The 14,984-nt window shown below is 35.6% G+C and carries 15 protein-coding genes; 7 read left to right on the plus strand and 8 right to left on the minus strand.

Annotation, left to right across the window (positions count from 1 at the left end; genetic code table 11):
- From ACMAYX_RS09980 to ACMAYX_RS09990, 3 genes are all read right to left on the minus strand, one after another.
- A complete protein-coding gene (locus ACMAYX_RS09980; RefSeq protein WP_412471685.1) occupies positions 1-2,034 on the minus strand; it encodes a chemotaxis protein CheA in 2,034 nt (677 codons plus the stop codon).
- Positions 2,035-2,182: 148 nt separating this feature from the next.
- The gene (locus ACMAYX_RS09985) at positions 2,183-3,019 is read right to left on the minus strand and encodes a chemotaxis protein CheX (RefSeq protein ID WP_103217673.1); all 837 of its coding nucleotides are present in this window, start codon (positions 3,017-3,019) and stop codon (positions 2,183-2,185) included.
- A gap of 12 nt (positions 3,020-3,031) precedes the next feature.
- Entirely contained in the window at positions 3,032-3,445 is a 414-nt protein-coding gene (locus tag ACMAYX_RS09990; protein WP_103217672.1) for a response regulator, read from the minus strand.
- A 379-nt stretch (positions 3,446-3,824) separates the two neighbouring features.
- Between ACMAYX_RS09990 and ACMAYX_RS09995 the strand changes: the two genes are divergently transcribed.
- A complete protein-coding gene (locus tag ACMAYX_RS09995; RefSeq protein ID WP_146037831.1) occupies positions 3,825-5,828 on the plus strand; it encodes a hypothetical protein in 2,004 nt (667 codons plus the stop codon).
- A 47-nt stretch (positions 5,829-5,875) separates the two neighbouring features.
- On the opposite strand, the gene ACMAYX_RS10000 is transcribed toward ACMAYX_RS09995, so the two are convergent.
- The 4 genes from ACMAYX_RS10000 to ACMAYX_RS10015 form a co-directional block, all read right to left on the minus strand.
- Complete coding sequence (locus ACMAYX_RS10000; protein ID WP_103217670.1) at positions 5,876-6,907, minus strand: pseudouridine synthase; 1,032 nt, start codon at positions 6,905-6,907, stop codon at positions 5,876-5,878.
- Between the two features lie 105 nt (positions 6,908-7,012).
- Positions 7,013-8,530: an SMC-Scp complex subunit ScpB gene (gene scpB, locus ACMAYX_RS10005; protein ID WP_103217669.1), complete on the minus strand. Its 1,518-nt coding sequence runs from the start codon at positions 8,528-8,530 to the stop codon at positions 7,013-7,015.
- 23 nt (positions 8,531-8,553) lie between these two features.
- Entirely contained in the window at positions 8,554-9,459 is a 906-nt protein-coding gene (locus ACMAYX_RS10010; protein WP_103217668.1) for a segregation and condensation protein A, read from the minus strand.
- A 34-nt stretch (positions 9,460-9,493) separates the two neighbouring features.
- Complete coding sequence (locus ACMAYX_RS10015; RefSeq protein ID WP_103217667.1) at positions 9,494-10,153, minus strand: site-2 protease family protein; 660 nt, start codon at positions 10,151-10,153, stop codon at positions 9,494-9,496.
- Between the two features lie 138 nt (positions 10,154-10,291).
- Here ACMAYX_RS10015 and ACMAYX_RS10020 point away from each other — a divergent pair, with 138 nt between their 5' ends.
- The 5 genes from ACMAYX_RS10020 to ACMAYX_RS10040 all read left to right on the plus strand — a co-directional run bounded on the left by ACMAYX_RS10020 (position 10,292) and on the right by ACMAYX_RS10040 (position 13,178).
- The gene (locus tag ACMAYX_RS10020) at positions 10,292-10,702 is read left to right on the plus strand and encodes an NUDIX domain-containing protein (protein ID WP_412471684.1); all 411 of its coding nucleotides are present in this window, start codon (positions 10,292-10,294) and stop codon (positions 10,700-10,702) included.
- Positions 10,690-11,646 carry a hypothetical protein gene (locus ACMAYX_RS10025; RefSeq protein ID WP_412470389.1) on the plus strand — a complete coding sequence of 319 codons (957 nt, stop codon included), beginning with the start codon at positions 10,690-10,692 and terminating at the stop codon, positions 11,644-11,646. Before ACMAYX_RS10020 ends, ACMAYX_RS10025 begins: the two co-directional genes overlap by 13 nt.
- A complete protein-coding gene (locus tag ACMAYX_RS10030) occupies positions 11,643-12,614 on the plus strand; it encodes a hypothetical protein (RefSeq protein ID WP_103217664.1) in 972 nt (323 codons plus the stop codon). Before ACMAYX_RS10025 ends, ACMAYX_RS10030 begins: the two co-directional genes overlap by 4 nt.
- Before the next feature lie 148 nt (positions 12,615-12,762).
- On the plus strand, positions 12,763-12,975 hold the full coding sequence (locus ACMAYX_RS10035; protein ID WP_412471311.1) for a hypothetical protein: 213 nt from the start codon (positions 12,763-12,765) through the stop codon (positions 12,973-12,975).
- Between the two features lie 8 nt (positions 12,976-12,983).
- Positions 12,984-13,178, plus strand: coding sequence for a hypothetical protein (locus ACMAYX_RS10040; protein WP_103217662.1), 195 nt, complete (start codon positions 12,984-12,986; stop codon positions 13,176-13,178).
- Here the strand turns inward: ACMAYX_RS10040 and ACMAYX_RS10045 are convergent.
- The gene (locus ACMAYX_RS10045) at positions 13,175-14,074 is read right to left on the minus strand and encodes a hypothetical protein (protein ID WP_412470390.1); all 900 of its coding nucleotides are present in this window, start codon (positions 14,072-14,074) and stop codon (positions 13,175-13,177) included. The two genes, ACMAYX_RS10040 and ACMAYX_RS10045, sit on opposite strands and share 4 nt — an antisense overlap.
- A 155-nt stretch (positions 14,075-14,229) precedes the next feature.
- Between ACMAYX_RS10045 and trmB the strand changes: the two genes are divergently transcribed.
- On the plus strand, positions 14,230-14,982 hold the full coding sequence (trmB, locus tag ACMAYX_RS10050; RefSeq protein ID WP_103217660.1) for a tRNA (guanosine(46)-N7)-methyltransferase TrmB: 753 nt from the start codon (positions 14,230-14,232) through the stop codon (positions 14,980-14,982).
- The last annotated feature ends 2 nt before the right edge of the window (positions 14,983-14,984 follow it).

Below are 14,984 nucleotides of genomic sequence, written 5' to 3' on the forward strand. Positions count from 1 at the left end.
TTAAGCTGCGTTACTTACTGGTCTCTGACCTTTTGTTTTACTTACTTTATTCACAACAAGTTCTTTCAAGTCTAAGATTAAAGCAGGACGCCCATTACCAAGAATAGAGCTTCCCATAAAACCTTGTGTATTCTTGATATCATTTCCAAGACTCTTAATTACGACTTGCTGACGTCTTAAAACATCATCAACAACAATTGCAAAATCCATATCTTCAGTTCTTACAACTAGTGCAATCTCATTTACTGAAGGCTCTTTCACATTATGTTTCAGAAGTGTACTAAGTCTAAATGCTGGTAGTACTTGTCCTCTAAGCACAATACATCCTCCAACATTATTAACTTTCTTATAGTTTTCTTCTGTAACAGAGACAGTCTCATGAATTAAGTTCAATGGAACAACATAGTTTTCTTCACTAACTCGTGTAACCATCCCTTCAATAATAGCCATTGTTAATGGAAGCTTAATTCTAAAGGCAGAACCAGATCCGACCTCAGACTTAACTTCAACGGCCCCCGAGATATCTTGGATATTCTTTTTAACAACATCCATCCCTACACCACGTCCAGAAATTTCACTTACAGCTTCTTTAGTTGAAAAACCTGGTGCAAAAATTAAGTTAATCGCATCTTGATCACTTAGCTTATCCGCATTTTTAATAACGCCTTTCTCAATTGCTTTACTTTTAATAATCTCTGGGTCAATCCCTTTTCCATCATCAACAACTTCAATCACAAGACTATTACCTTCATGATAAGCTTTGATTTGAATTTCACCAGCATCAGACTTACCAACGGATTTTCTATCTTCAACGCTCTTTTCAAGCCCGTGGTCGACTGCATTTCTAACGATGTGAACTAATGGATCTGAAAGTTGCTCTAGAATATTCTTATCAACTTCCGTCTCTTCACCAACAATAGTAAGATTAACCTTCTTACCTAATGCCTTTGATGTATCTCTTACAATACGTTGTAATTTAGAGAATGTTGTTTTAAGTGGTACCATTCTCATTTTCATTGAAATATCTTGAATTTCTTTTGTAATTTTTGATAAGTGACTAACACTCTTTCTTACGTGTTCGTCCGCAACTAGATCATTACACTCACTTAGAACAGTTTGTAGAATTACAAGCTCACCGACATAGTTATTAAGTTTTTCTACACGGCTGATACCAATACGAATTGTCTCTTCCGGCTTAGCTGCTTTTTTAGGAGCTGCTGCTTGTGTTTTTGCAACAGGAGTTGAAGCAGTTTTCTTCTCTTCCTTCTTTGCTGCAGAATCTAGACTTACAACATTATCAACGACAGGATCTTTAGGAGCTGTTTCGCTCAGTAAAGTATCGAGATCATTTGGTGTACTTGAAACAGGTGCTTCAACAGGCTTTACTTCTTCTGTTGTATCAAAAGATTCACCATATAATAGACGATCGAGGTCACTCATATCTGATTGACTCGGACGTGCATCCGCAACAACTTCTTCATCAAAGCTTACAGGTTCCTCGTTATCAAGAATTCCTTGTAGTTCTTCGTCTTCAAAGTCCTCTTCTACTTCTTGATGATAAGTATCTTCATCTTCTTCTTGCGCGCTCGCTTCAAATTCAGCTTCATCAGGAATATTTGAAATTCTTAAATCATTATGTTCAACGTCAGCACTTGAAACATCTTTAATAAGTTGAATAATCTCATCAGAATTAAACTTGGCTTCAATATCATCTCTTAGAGTTGAGATCATATTATTTAAATGATCAGAACATTTTAAGAATACATCGATAACATCAGCACAGATGTCGACTTCACCTTTCTTAACCTTTAAGATCAGCTCTTCCATCTCATGTGTAAATTCTGCGACGTCACTGAACTCTACCGCTCTTGATGTACCTTTAAGGTTGTGAGCAAGGCGAAAGATTTTATCGATATGCTCATCTGTATTATCGACACCCGATTCTAGCTCTAGGAAAGACTCTTCACAATCTTCAAGAAGCTGAACAGCCTCTTCAAGGAAATCCATCTTTAATTCTAATTCAAACTCATCCATAATCACATCTTGTCTTTTGTGTTAATATCTCTTCATTATTCGGACAAAATTTTTATTTAATTAGTGTTTTTAGTGGCTTACTATAAATTTCTATAAACAATCTTAATTACATGACAAAGATCATGTTCAGTTTTTTCCAACTACCTAATTATTCGTTTGCCCCCAATAGGATGTAGATATAAAAAGAGCCCAGTTTCGTTGCTAGTGGAATCATTAATGACTCATATTTGCCTAGCTCAATTTCTGAAAAGTTCTCTCTTAGTAAAACTGATGGAATTGCACGGTCAATAACAATCCCTCTATTTTGATTTAAAGTAGCCTTTGCCTGCCCTAATGTAATATTTGTAAATTCTGCAATTGCATCTTTCACATCTTCATTAAGCTCAGTGTAATCTTCTCCGAATATTTGGTTATAAATATTGATAAAAACAATATCTGGAAAACAAATTAAAAGCCTGCCATTAAACTGCTCATTTTGAACATCAATTGATCCAATTAAACCAATCTCATAACTTTCAAAATCTTTAGCTTTTGATACTTTTCCCGGTAATACTTTTAAATTTGCCTGAACCCCAAATGTATCAATTGCTGCTTGAATAAATGGGTTAACAAAGTTTACATCAAGCTCAATTCTCTTCTTTTTAAGATTTAGCTCTTGTAGTCTTTTCGATATCGAATCTGTGAAATTAAAACGTTCATCTGCATAATCACTTTTAAGTTCTCTAATTAATTTTGATCGCGCATTAATTGTATAAATCAGAATTGATTTATCTTCTGCAGATTTAAAAAGCCTAAATATTTCATTATAAATTTTTGGTGATACAAATTCGACACTCTTAAAATCTAGAATAATTAGCTTATCCTTCTCGTCCTCTAGAATCGCATCAAAGATCATCGATAAAGACTTTACGCAATCTAGATCGATATCACCTGAGAAGGCCAAAACAGAGAAGTGAGATTTAGTAATTCTCTCTACCATACCCATGAAAGCCTCCTATTAACCTTGTGGAAACCTTTTCTTCATGGCCAGGGCCAACCTCTTTTTAAATGATGCTTGATCGAATGGTTTAATAACATAACCATCTACATCACTAGCAATTGCCTCTTGAATTTGTGCAACGTCTTGCTCTGCAGTAACCATTACGAATGGCATCTCTTTGAAGTTCTCACTGCCTCTAATTGTTTTTAGCAGATCCAGTCCAGTAGCATTCGGCATACTCCAGTCAGAGATGATAAAAGATATCTCATTTGGTCCACCTTTATTCTCTACAATTTTTTTAAGAGCATCTTTTCCATCAACTGCCTCAACAAAACGATCGGCCCCTAAATCACGTAATAGCTTTTTTACGATCTTTCTCATTGTGCTCATGTCATCTACAATTAAAAAAGAAAACTTCTTAAGATCTTCCATATACTCATTCTCCTACTCAATAATCTTCAACTAATATATCACCAGGTAAATAGCGCAAATAGCGACCTTATTTTTCCCAGCAAATAAAAAAAGTTTTGATCTCTTATTTAAACTTAATATATCTAGTTAGTTATCGGCTTTTACTAATTTAAATTTATGCCAATTTGTGTCAAAGTTTATTATTTCCCCAAAGGGAATTTATTGTAGAAAATGCCTATAATTTCCTGTGTTTGCCAATTTAGTCACTTAAAAGTTAACTGAATTAACTTTCTCCTTATAATGAGCTATCAGTCGATAAAATATGCTTAGACTTTGTTCACACTTATAACTATTACATTCAACGATTTTCCAACTATTTATTATGATATTAATCATAGACATGAATAGGTTCAAAACACTGATAATTATCCTGATTACGTCACTCAGCTTTGCGGCCGAGCAGGCGCCTATTAACGACAAGAATGTGGTAGAAACCACAACTCAAGATAGTACTCCAAGTACTTATTTGAAGTTCAAGTACTTTCTAAGAGATCACCTGTCGAAAGAAAATATCAATAGAAAGCTAATCGATGCTTTTAACAGTTTAAAAGTCAGCTTTGATGTTGATATTTTTAAAATCAATATCGCAGATGGCCTTTCTCTAAGAGGAAAGTACGAATACGAAGTAGAAAAATCCTATATTCAAGGAAACTATACTCGCCGTGATCAATTTAATTTTAGAATTCAGCACGATACAAAGAATGCCTTCTTCCCAGAGCTTCAAACGCCATTTTTCTTAAAGGCCGATCGAAATAATGAAGTAATCATTTCAAGACAATTTGCAAAGAAAACAGATGCAATGAAGGCCCTTCCATTTAATGTCGCTAAGATCCCAATTCGCTCTAAATATGTTGATGAATTAAATCCAGGTGACTTTATTTCAATCCCTGCTTCAATGGCCATTACGACAGGCTTTAGTTACAACAATGCAATCCCACTTATGAACACAGGTCTTACTGGGTTTTATACGATGGCAGGAGACTTCTTAATTCAGGTATACAAGCTTGATGATAAGAAAGTTCGTGTAAAAATCATTGCTCAAAAGAAGAAAACTTCTGGAATAAGCTTTAGAAGCCGTTTTGGGATAGAACTTATTAGCTTTGAAATTTTGGGTCAAGATGTCGATTACAAGTATAAGCTTGATTGGTTTAAACTAGATGCTTCTCGCACTAAGGGTAATATTATTCTTGCGGACTATGTTTTTAACCTTAAAGATGAAGAAGTTAGAAAGGTTTATGATAAATTATTCAACAATGTCTTTAAATTTAAAGAAGCCAAGCTTCTTGCTGAATCACTTAATTCTGATCTTTTAGATAAGTACTACGTTGTTAACCTAGAGGATGTTGATCGAATTGCTAAGATTGATAATGGTCAGAACTCTCCAAGAGTAGAGCGTGTTTTTAAAGGACACAATAGATACAAATCTAAATCCTCAGGGATTCAGCTTAACTTAGATATTCTAAAGCTTGGAGCAAAGAGCCACTACGTTAATAACCGTTTTAATTTCGAAAAACTTGATGGCTCAACTGTCGCCTTCTACTACCCTAACTACACAAAGACGAAAGAATCAAAAATCTCTATTGAAATTTTTGATACAAAAGAGAAAGAAATCCTTTCATATTTTGGACTAACTTCATCTCATAGTGATCATAAATTCTTAAACGTAGGAATGAACTTTAATCGAGTTGATAACGAGTTTAGAAGATTAGAGCAAAAAAGATACTTAAGAATTCTTAGTGGAATACTTCCTGAGATAGTAAGAGATGACGTCATCGCACGAATCCCTAAAGAGAAGCGTTACGTAAATTTTAATTCGAAACTTACAATGATTTTAAAGAAGGATGCCTTCTCTTATCTTAACAAGATCTCCTTTGAAGATTTTCACTACCGCTTAGCTGAACACTTAAGAGGCAAAAGAGTTATTCGCACATCAGGCCATGACAAAGACTCTAGAATGCGTCCATATGAAGTACCGGAAGATGAATACCAAAGAAAAACAAAGAAACTTGCTAAGTTCTTCTACGATATCATCCATAGTGATATGCCTTACAATGAAAAGGTCGATAAATTCACTTCAAAACTTAGAAATATAAATAACGAGCAATATATTATGCAACTTCTAGTAGAGCTTCTACCTGTTGATAATATTGAAAAATATCTTTATCTTGATGTTTATATTGCTGATGATTCTGAGACTCTAGTCGACCTAAGAATCGGAACTAATAATTACCAAGAAATCTATAATCAACTTGAGTACCTGAACCGCTATATTAGAGGAACAGATGAGGACTTAAGAATTGATGATCGAATTGATCGAATCGAAGATATCCAAGAGTTAGACTAATTTACCGACTAAAAAGATAAAAAAAAAGCCGCTTAAAGCGGCTTTTTCTATTTAACAAATTCTACGTGAACATGTTTCTGTTCATTTTCTTTCTTAGCGACACGAGCTTTCTTCTTATCTTGTCTCTTCTTGAAAGCTGCTTCTTTTTCTTCCCAAGCTTGTCTTCTAATCTCTTTTTCTTTTGCTTTCTTAGTTTCAGCAATCTCTTTAATTGATTTAAAGTAAGTCTCTCTTCTAAACTTAACAAAAGCTTTATCATCGGCCGCTGTACAACCTTGATGACCTTTCTTCTTTAAGTTTACAGACTTCTTGCTTGAAATATACTCAACAGCATCTTGCATTTTATTTCCTGCCATATCAATACCAATAGCATTCAATAAGTTTCTTCTATTTACTAGACGGTATGAACCAGGAGCAATCCCCTCTACAGTTAAGCCACCAATAGCAACACGCTTTAGTTTATCAACAGTTAGACCTGCACCTTCACACATACGACGAATTTCACGGTTTTTACCTTCATTGATTCTAAACTCAAGCCATGTTTTTGTTTCTAGTTGCTTAATTACGCGAACAGCTTGTGGCTTTGTCATTACACCATCAATATAAACCCCCGCTCTTAGCTTTTTAAGTAGGAATTCATTGATTGCACCAAATACTTTTACTTCGTATACCTTAGTAATTTCTGAACTTGGGTGAATAACAAGATTTGCAAAGTCACCATCATTAGTCATTAATAGAAGACCTTCTGAAAGGTAATCTAGACGACCTACAGGATAGATTCTTTCACTGATTTCTTTACATAGATCAACAACAGTTTCTCTTCCTTCAGGATCATTAACTGTAGTCATAACCCCACGAGGTTTATTCATAATCATATAGATTTTTTCAACAGAACCAAGATCTGCTGCTTTACCATCTACTTCAACAGCGTCAATCGTTGGATCAACCTTAGAACCAAGTTCACGAATAGCAATACCATTAACCTTTACACGTCCTTGAACGATTAGGTCTTCGGCCTTACGACGTGAAGTGATTCCACAATCTGCAATAAATTTTTGTAAACGTACTAATTTAGACATTTTGACTCTCCTATCTGCCATCTCGGCGGTTAAAAGCTAAAAGAAAAAGCTTACGTCTAAATAGAACTAAACGTAAGCTTTTACAAGTATTTAAGTAATTATTTCTTAATCAATATATGACTCAGAATCCCCTAAGTCCTTGTTATTTAAAAAATCGAGGTCAAGATCAAGATCCTTTGCTCCATTAATTAAATTTTGAGTTGTTTCATTGATACTATCATCCAGATCAACTTCCATCTCATCTTGTGGCACAGCAGAGTCACCACCAAATAACTTTGCAAACGCATCATCAAGAGCTTGTGCTAATTGATCGGCTTCTTCATCCGTTTTTGTTTCATCAATAATAGCAATTTCTTCAACCTGCTCGGCCGCTACTTCAATATCGGCTTCATCATTAATAAGATCTTCTTCATCAAGACCTTCTTCACTTCCAGAAGATAAAATTGCTTCAGCAACTTCTTCTAGCGCTTCTTCAACAGAGATATCTTTAATAACTTCACCTGAATCAAGATCGATCATTTCAAAGTCATCTTCCTCTTCTTCAGGGATATTGAATGGGCCTTTAGTTAAGTCTGCGATAACTTCTGGACAAGTAATGGCCGTAAATACTTCCGATTCAGCCGATTCCTTATTTGCTCCTGTAACAAGTGAGTTATCAAGGTGCTGCTCAAGAAGATCAAATGCAGTAAGAATTGGTGCAGCTTCTTCACCTTCTTCAGTTCTACCTGACTTACGTCTTCTCTCTTGAACCTTAAGAGACTTTGTAAATGCTGTTTCTGAATCAATTGCCTTAATCGACATTGCGATATTATCAAGTTCTTCAATTTCATCTTGATCAAATCGTGACGCAAGGTCGGCGTTAACAAGAGTTTTAATATCTTCGATTTTACCAACACCTTGAGTAGCAATTTCAGCAAGCTCATGTTCTGGTGGTAGTTGATCAATATTTGCTAAGTTGAATACCTCTAAAAATTCAGAAGTTGTCCCGTAAAGAACAGGGCGTCCAACTTCTTCAGAACGTCCAGTTACGCGAACGAGTCTCTTATCCATTAAACCACGTACAATGTGTGAACTATCAACACCGCGGATTTTTTCAACTTCAATTTTTGAAACTGGCTGTTTATAGGCAATGATTGCTAGTACTTCAAGAGCTGTTGGAGAAAGTACTAATTCATTGATTTTAAATAGGTCTTGCACATACTTAGAGAAAGTTGCCTTTGTTCTAAATTGGTATCCATTTGCAACTTCTTGCAGACGAATTCCGTGGTGCTTTAACTCATATTCATCTTGAAGACGAGTAATTGCTTCGTGAACAACACGTAGAGGAATATCTTCATCAATAAGTGATTTGATTTTCATTAATGGAACCGGCTTATCGCTCATGAATACAATTGTTTCAATTGCACCACAAATTGTTTCTTCATTAAGTCCTGTTCTGGCTTTCCAAAGCTTATCTTCTTGAAGTTTTTCATCAGCAAAGTCAGACTCTAGCTTTAAGTATTCTTCTGGAAACTCTAGGTCTTCATCTGATGGCATTAGGGCCATTTCTAACTCTTCAACCATCTCTTCTTCTGTTGATAGAAACTCTAGATTTGCTTCAGTAACTGTTGTGTTCTCTTCCATTTGTGTGCTCTCTCTAATAGCGCTTATTGCGCTACTTGTTCCATATTTTCTAATTCTTGTGTTTCAATCTTATCTTTTGACTCATTCTCATCATCAAACCCATCGGCTTGAGTAACATCGAAGTCATCAAGAGTCTTCACAACATCAACGTAAACTTGCCCAAAGCTTTCATTTTGGAAAACCTGTACGCGCTTAAGTCTAGCAAGTTCTAATAGTGAGATGAATGTAATTACAACGTTATCAATTGTGTTCTTACCGTCTGCAGACATTTTTGCAGTATCTTCACCAGTCGTCGTTGCCATTCGGCTATTGCTATCATTTTCAAGTAGTTCATCTAGATTTGTTTTTTGTCCCACTTGTAGATATGTCTTTAAGAATTCTAATTTTTCTTTAATCGATAAACGGTCACGCTTAATAACTGTATACTTACGATTTTGACGGAAAATGAAATCAATCATCGTATCAGTTAGCTTCTCAAGCTCCATTGGAGTAAGAATTGAGTTAACAATCTCCTTACGATTTACCTTTGGTTTTACGAAAATATCTTTTCCCGTTTGAGGAAGATCAAGAAGCTTTTGACCCATCTTTTGGTAAAGGGCAAGCTCTTCAAGACGACGAACAAGCTCCGCATGAGAAGTGATATTTAACGAGCTCTCCGAACCAAGCTGACTTTGAAGCTTAGCCTGCTCCTCTTCAGTAACTGCATTCTTTGATTTAAGAAGGACTAACGTCGCAGCTAAGAATAAGTAATCTCCTGCAATATCAAAGTTAAGCTCTTTCATATTTGCTAGATAATCTAAGTACTGCTTAGTAATTCTAGTAAGGTCTAGCTCTTTAATCGACATTTGCTCTTTTTGAATAAGAAGCAAAAGCAGTGAAAGTGGACCATCAAATGTATCCGTTTTAACCTTAATCGTTGTGTCTAACATGTGTTAATTCCCTCAAATCCCTCAATTAACTTAATTAAGAGAGAATACCTGCAAAAGTATTCATTAATACCATCCCTAGCTGCATAACCGGTCTGATCATGTAACCAAAGATAGGTGTAAACCAAAGAATTAGAATAAAAATAAAACTAAATCTTTGAAGTTCTTCATATTTTCGTGCTGAGTTGTAATCCAAGTAAGCTGCAACCATTTTCGATCCATCAAGTGGAGGAAATGGAATTAAGTTAAAGACCGCCAGCAAGATATTAATAAATACCGAGTACTGAAGCATATCCATAAATTGCGTCTTTAATGAGAATGTCGCTGGAACATAAGCGTAAACCATTCCAAAGAATAGCGCAGATAAAACCATAAGTATTAAGTTCGCTCCAGGGCCTGCAAAGCTTACCCAGAAGATCCCTGATTTCATATTTTTAAATCGACGAACATCCACAGGTACTGGCTTGGCCCAACCGAATGGAACTCCGCCAAGCATAATTCCTACCATTGGGAAAATTACTGTTCCAACTAAGTCCACATGTGGAATAGGATTTAAAGTTAAGCGCCCAATTCTTTCGGCCGTATCATCACCATATCTCTTGGCCATCCAACCATGTCCAAACTCGTGAAAAGAGATCGCTAATAGAAAGCCCGGCAGGGCCAAAGTCAATGTATTGATAATTCGCATTAAATCCATCGCAATAATCTACCAAAAACCACGGGAATCGACAAAAATTTGCGCCGCAAAATGAACGGAATGTAAGACAAATTAAAGAAATTAACCTCCAAATTTGCCCAAGGCATTGAAATTAAATTTTTTTGCTATAATAAACCTATGAATACGCGTCATAAAAAGGTTCAGATTATCACTGTGCACAATGATTTAAAGGCCATTCTTCTACTTGAGATGAAGGAAGATCGTGGCTTTGGTTGGCAAAATGTAACAGGATCTGTTGAGCCTGAAGAAGATATTTTTACAGCTGCCAAACGTGAGCTACTTGAAGAGACTTCAATTAGTGCTGCAGAAATAATTCAACTAGATCAAAAATTTGAATTTCATGATCGCTGGAACAAGGATGTGACGGAGTATTGCTTTCTTGCAAAAACCAATCAGAAAGAAGTCATCATTTCCCCACAAGAACATCAAGGCTACAAATGGGTTTCATTTGATCAAATAACAAAGAAGGATTTTAAGTACGAAAGTAACTTCATTGCATTTCAAAAGGCCCTTGAATGTCTCGACTAATTAAATTCATCATCACTTGTCTGCTTATTCAACAAACATGTGTGGCCCAAAGCTCTTCTGACAAGCTGTTTGAAGACTTACGAAGAATTAATCTAAAAGAGGAAGCTGTTAAAACAAAGGCGAAACCACGCTTTAAATACATAAAGAATAATTTAAAGGCGAAGACTTTTCGAAGTGTTATTTTGGCAAATTCATTAATTGAGTCACTTGATGGAAAAAGTTACTATCGCATAAAAGAGAATACAATCATTAGAACTAAAGAAGTATCACCGGGTTCACGCTATTTCTTTATCCTTCCAAGTGATGGAAATGAAGATAATGTGAAGTACGTTACCTTAAGTACGAACCTAGATCATTTAGAAACAATTTTAACTTTCAACAATGAGAAATTTACTCCTTTTAAACAAGATAAATTCAAAGCAATCGAATACGATAAGAAGCAAATACATACTTATACACAGATAAGAGCAGGATTAGGGAGCTCAACACCGAACTTCTTTCTTGATAATATTTCACTATCAAGCACCACTCTTGCTTTAGAAGCTGGAGTTGAAACGTTTACAAATATCCCTGTCTTTCTTATTGCTGAATACCTAGCACAAAATAGTGGCCAAGAAGTCCAACTCACATCTTTTTCAATAGGACTACGCACAGAATATCGTTATCACATAAATGAAAAGTCGTTTATTGCCGCCGGCCTTAGTGCCCAACGATCACTCTACACTTCAGCAACAATTGATAATTCTAAAGTAGATTACACAATCGATTCATTTGGTATCAATGTAAATTACAATTATGCAAAATACTTTGTAAGCTTAGACCTTAAAATGCAAAATTATGCATTTGATTCAAGTGTCGTTTTACCAGCTGCAAACCTTACTAATGATAATTCTGCGACAGCTATTAGCTTTAATATTGGCAAGGAATTTGAGGTTTCAATATGATCAAAAAGCTAGTCTTCATTATACTTTTGACAACTTCTGTCTTTGCAACAAATGGAATCATTCGCGTCCATGAAGCCCCTGTTGTCAGCAAGCCAAATGAAGATGGCCACATCCTAATGAAATTGAGAAAAGGTACCAAAGTTTACTTGCATCCAAACTACTTGAACGAAGAGGACTACTACGTAACTCTTACGAGAGATGGAAGAAAAGCCTATATTAGAAAGGACTTTATTAAGCTGATTTTAAATAATGAATCAGAAGATCTCGGCAACACTATTTATGTTAAAAATGATCCAACTGATTATGTTATTGCAGAACCTCTTCCTGATGAATATCCATTAAAGGGGCGCCCTCTTCATCGCGCCCAATTTGATCTCATCTTTAAAAAAGGTGTCTCTTCTCGTTATGCCTACAACTCTGAAGTTCAGCAAGAAAGTACAGGTTTTGAAGGAAGCTTAAATGTGAAGTATCTAAGCCCAGCAACATTTGATGATGGGAACCGCCTCTACTACGGCTTTTTCGGAGGTGTTACGACAGGGCAAGCGGAGTATCGACTTAATGGCGATATCTTCACAACAGAGAGTAATATTCACTACTCGTTTGGGCCAGTTGTTTCATATACGTTTCACAAGAGACAGTATTTTGAAATCGAATCAATGCTACAAGTTGGACTCAATTACCAAAGACGATTTGTTAATCAAGATGATGAAACAAATGGAATTACAGAAGAGAAACTATTTAGTGGCTTATTTTTTAATGCAAGACTTTCAATAAATTTATCCCATAAAAGAATCTTCGATTCTTCCACATTTTATCTTTATCATGGCCCTGTTATCGACATTCGACTTCCATCAACACTTGAGTCAGATGGTCAATTTACAAATTCTCAATTATGGCCAGATAATAAAATCTCGACAGACCTTGAAGGAACATTTGGTTACAATGTCGGATTCACCTATCGTTACTAGCCTTTTGGCATTTCTCTAGAGACCATCGGCAAAAAATTCCGTTCATAAATAGTACTCACTTTTTTTTAAAAGAAAAAATTAAAGCGACGATAAAGTTAGTGTCATTGTTTTAGCAAGGATTGCAAAAACTATTTCAGGAGGATGATTTATGACAATTCAACACAAAGGTACAGAAGTTCTTTTTCAAAAACTAGGTAACAACTGGTTTATCTTTGCAGAAATCAACAACGAAGTAATTTATTCGACAATGCCTGATGGTATGGATCCATATACAACAAAACTAGAGTTATATGAAGTAATTGAGGAACACATGAAAAGAGTTTCTACAATGAAAAAAGGTGCAGCTGAAGCAGTTGCTTAGGAATTCTCATGGGTGTTAAAAAATATACTCACTTATTTAAGGGTGCTGACTCACGTGAAAACTCAGCACCTACTGCCCCTCAAGGCAATAAGAAGATGAAGCAAGAAGTTGAACAACTTCAAAAGCTCATTCAAAAGCGTTTAGAAAATCCACAAGAAGCAAAGAAAGCAGCTCGTCTTATTGAGCAAATGTTAAAAGGTTAATTTCGATTGAAGTTGGCAACAGCTTCAATTAGACCCTTTAGCTCACATTGCTTTAAAACCTGGACGACTTCTGTATTCACATTATAGATCTTACAACTCTCTCTTTCGTCCAAGACAAGGTTTTGTCCGACAAAACTTCTAGTAAAGTTATTATAGGATTGGCTTTCCATTTTTTTCATTCCTAAAATCAAAGCTCGATAGAGTCTCTTATTAGTTTTTCTCACATAGAGATAAACTGGATAACGATAATAGATAAAGTTTTTTGTATCGATGAGAAGGTTCTCTTTTTGATTGAGCACTTCAATAAATGCTTCAGAAACTCCCCTAAGAGTATAGTCTGCTCGACTATCAGTTAGTGCACCGTAGATGTCATCAAATGTCTCAACTGCAATTAGTTTAAACTTAGATTTTTCTAATATTTTATAATCGCGCCAATTCTTATTAAATGATACACGCTTTTTCTTATACTCTTCAGGGGATTTTATCGCTTCAAATTTCATGCGATCTTTATACTCATAAACCGGCAAGCGAAGTCCCATCAAGCCAGATAAGATCGGGGCCTCTATTTTTTTAAAATCTGCTAAATCCCAATTTTCAGAAGGAGAATAAATAATATCACCTTTCTTATAAGCTCCCGACTCCACACATTCTTTCTCATTTCCGCACTCAAGGCTCTTAACTTTAAAATCACCGAAGTCACTTCGAGAAAGTGTTAATATCTCCTCTAGAAAATAGCGAAAATACTGATGTCGATAATGTCCTTGAATAATACTAACTTCATGCTCCTTGTATGTGGGAGTAGGATCAATAGAAGCTGGCCCTCTGCTCATTGCATCGAAGGCATGGGCCACTTGAGAGAGATGAAAAATTAGAAATAGTTGCAAAATAAACTTCATACTACAGTTTCCATAGCTTTTGAGTTAATTAATACTTAATTATCCCTAATATTTATTTATGAATACCTCTTCAAAACCTTGTAGAAAGGTTTTAAAGCCTTGCCTGAGCGCCTTCAATTTGATAACTAGGTGCAATAATCATTTAGGAGTATAAGTTGCCAGTAAAATCAGACGCTCAAGAAGCGACAAACGATCCATTTGCGTACAAACAAGACCAAGACAAGTCATTTGCTAAGGACTTTCAGTACAAGCACCGCAACCCTTACCATGATAAGTTAGAGGAATTTAGTGAATTTGTTCTAAGAGATGAAGAAGCTGAAGTTCACCGTGGTAATTGGAACAAAGAAGTGTTCACGCAAGATGGCGAGTTATGCCTTGAGATCGGAACTGGATACGGCCACTTTATGCTTCAATACTGTGATGCTTATAGAGACCAAAACTTTGTTGGTTTAGATTATCGTTTTAAGAGAAGCTACGCCTTAGCTAAGAAGTTAAAGTCACTTCCATATCGTAATTTTAAATACTTAAGAGCTAAAGGTGAAAGAATCGAACACCTTTTTGCAGAGAATGAATTAGATAAAGTATTCTACTTCTTCCCTGATCCATGGCCAAAGGCGCGTCATCACAAGAAGAGGCTATTTCAGCTTCCTTTCCTTGAGAGAGCATACAAAGTTATTAAGCCAGGTGGATATTTCTTTGTGAAGACTGATCACGATGGTTATGCGGAGTGGATGAAGGAAGTTATCGAGAAACAGGACCTATTTGAGCTTGAACTCGAGACAAAAGATCTATGGAACGACGCTCCAGATCACCTACTTTGCCAATTTAAAACAAAGTTTGAGAAAATATTTATCGAGCAAGGTGTAAATATTAAGGCTTTTGTTCTAAAATCCAAAAAAGCAAATTAATA

This window comes from Halobacteriovorax sp. RT-2-3, assembly GCF_047085075.1.
Lineage (GTDB): Bacteria > Bdellovibrionota > Bacteriovoracia > Bacteriovoracales > Bacteriovoracaceae > Halobacteriovorax_A.

What these genes read in the sequence shown, in the direction of transcription:
- ACMAYX_RS10030 (WP_103217664.1), top strand. Translation starts at nt 11,643, where the DNA reads ATGATCAAAAAGCTAGTCTTCATTATACTTTTGACAACTTCTGTCTTT.
- ACMAYX_RS10000 (WP_103217670.1), bottom strand. Translation starts at nt 6,907, where the DNA reads ATGTCTAAATTAGTACGTTTACAAAAATTTATTGCAGATTGTGGAATC.
- ACMAYX_RS09995 (WP_146037831.1), top strand. Translation starts at nt 3,825, where the DNA reads ATGAATAGGTTCAAAACACTGATAATTATCCTGATTACGTCACTCAGC.
- ACMAYX_RS10020 (WP_412471684.1), top strand. Translation starts at nt 10,292, where the DNA reads ATGAATACGCGTCATAAAAAGGTTCAGATTATCACTGTGCACAATGAT.
- ACMAYX_RS10035 (WP_412471311.1), top strand. Translation starts at nt 12,763, where the DNA reads ATGACAATTCAACACAAAGGTACAGAAGTTCTTTTTCAAAAACTAGGT.
- ACMAYX_RS09990 (WP_103217672.1), bottom strand. Translation starts at nt 3,445, where the DNA reads ATGGAAGATCTTAAGAAGTTTTCTTTTTTAATTGTAGATGACATGAGC.
- ACMAYX_RS10025 (WP_412470389.1), top strand. Translation starts at nt 10,690, where the DNA reads ATGTCTCGACTAATTAAATTCATCATCACTTGTCTGCTTATTCAACAA.
- scpB (WP_103217669.1), bottom strand. Translation starts at nt 8,530, where the DNA reads ATGGAAGAGAACACAACAGTTACTGAAGCAAATCTAGAGTTTCTATCA.
- ACMAYX_RS10015 (WP_103217667.1), bottom strand. Translation starts at nt 10,153, where the DNA reads ATGGATTTAATGCGAATTATCAATACATTGACTTTGGCCCTGCCGGGC.
- ACMAYX_RS09985 (WP_103217673.1), bottom strand. Translation starts at nt 3,019, where the DNA reads ATGGGTATGGTAGAGAGAATTACTAAATCTCACTTCTCTGTTTTGGCC.
- ACMAYX_RS09980 (WP_412471685.1), bottom strand. Translation starts at nt 2,034, where the DNA reads ATGGATGAGTTTGAATTAGAATTAAAGATGGATTTCCTTGAAGAGGCT.
- ACMAYX_RS10040 (WP_103217662.1), top strand. Translation starts at nt 12,984, where the DNA reads ATGGGTGTTAAAAAATATACTCACTTATTTAAGGGTGCTGACTCACGT.
- ACMAYX_RS10010 (WP_103217668.1), bottom strand. Translation starts at nt 9,459, where the DNA reads ATGTTAGACACAACGATTAAGGTTAAAACGGATACATTTGATGGTCCA.
- ACMAYX_RS10045 (WP_412470390.1), bottom strand. Translation starts at nt 14,074, where the DNA reads ATGAAGTTTATTTTGCAACTATTTCTAATTTTTCATCTCTCTCAAGTG.